At 65.9% G+C, this 1,038-nt stretch carries 2 protein-coding genes; one reads left to right on the top strand and one right to left on the bottom strand.

The window, feature by feature from the left end:
• The coding region (locus tag ACWDNU_RS47025) for an SDR family NAD(P)-dependent oxidoreductase (RefSeq protein ID WP_449673603.1) at window positions 1–474 on the bottom strand (474 nt) is incomplete at its 3' end.
• Between the two features lie 106 nt (window positions 475–580).
• Here ACWDNU_RS47025 and ACWDNU_RS47020 point away from each other — a divergent pair.
• Window positions 581–955, top strand: a complete 375-nt coding sequence (locus ACWDNU_RS47020) for a TetR/AcrR family transcriptional regulator (protein ID WP_449673602.1) — start codon at window positions 581–583, stop codon at window positions 953–955.
• The last annotated feature ends 83 nt before the right edge of the window (window positions 956–1,038 follow it).

The raw sequence follows: 1,038 nt of genomic DNA, 5'->3' as shown, positions 1-1,038 counted from the left end.
GCTGGCACAGTAGGTCGCCATCCCCGGAGTCGGGTTCTCCCCCGCCAGCGAGGAGATGTTCACGATGTGCCCGCGCCCACGCGAGAGCATCTGCGGCAGTGCCAGTTTCGTGCCGGCGATGACGCCGTAGACGTTGATGTCGAGTATCCGGCGGGTGATGTCGTCGGATTCTTCGACGAAGGGCCCGACGGGCATGACCCCGGCATTGTTGATCAGGACATCTAGGGGGCCGACCACTTTCTCCGCACTGCCGAGGAAGCGCTCGAACGAAGCCGGGTCGGTGACATCGAGCGCGAAGGCACCCGCGAGACCGACAGCTGCCGCCGTATCGGCCGCCGTGTCGAGATCGATGTCGCCGATGACCACCGAGCACCCGCGCGTTGCCAACTCGGCGGCGATGGCCCGCCCGATTCCGCGCGCGCCTCCCGTGATGGCGATCGTGCGCGCCGCGGTCCCGCCGATGCCCCGTTGCATCCTCATCAAGTGTCCGCACCTCCTGGAGGATATGACCGTTGTCTCAGCCGCTATCCATTGCCTTGCAGTGGTGTCCAGAATAGCATCTAGACTTGTGTCCGAAACAGTGTCTTCCACCGCTGAATATGACCGACGGATTCCCGACGACAGGGCCGAGACCTGCGCGCGAATCCTGGATGCCACGATTCGAGTCCTGTCCCGCAACGGCTTCGACGGCCTCAGCCTTCGTGCGGTCGCCGACGATGCCGGAATCACGACAGGCATCGTGCGGGCCTATTTCGGCTCGCGCGAACGACTCGCGGCCGAGACGATATGGCGCAGCCTGTCATTGGCCGCGCACAACCCCCCACCGGCCGGACTCACCGTCGCGCCCGGCCTCGACTCCGACGACACCTCCATGCCGCTCACGATCTCCCGCATGGCGGATTCGGCCGCCGATCTCGGCGACGACCCCAGGATCACCGCGTTACGGGAGACGTGACACCAGCGGCTCCGCGCACAGGCACGCCACCGCGGTGTCGATCCACTCGCGTCCCTCCCACTCCGGATGCCGCTTGATCAGTT

The sequence above is a fragment of the Amycolatopsis sp. NPDC003676 genome, assembly GCF_053587275.1.
Note: the sequence above shows the minus strand (reverse complement) of the source record. Positions and strands in the feature narration are given on the sequence as shown.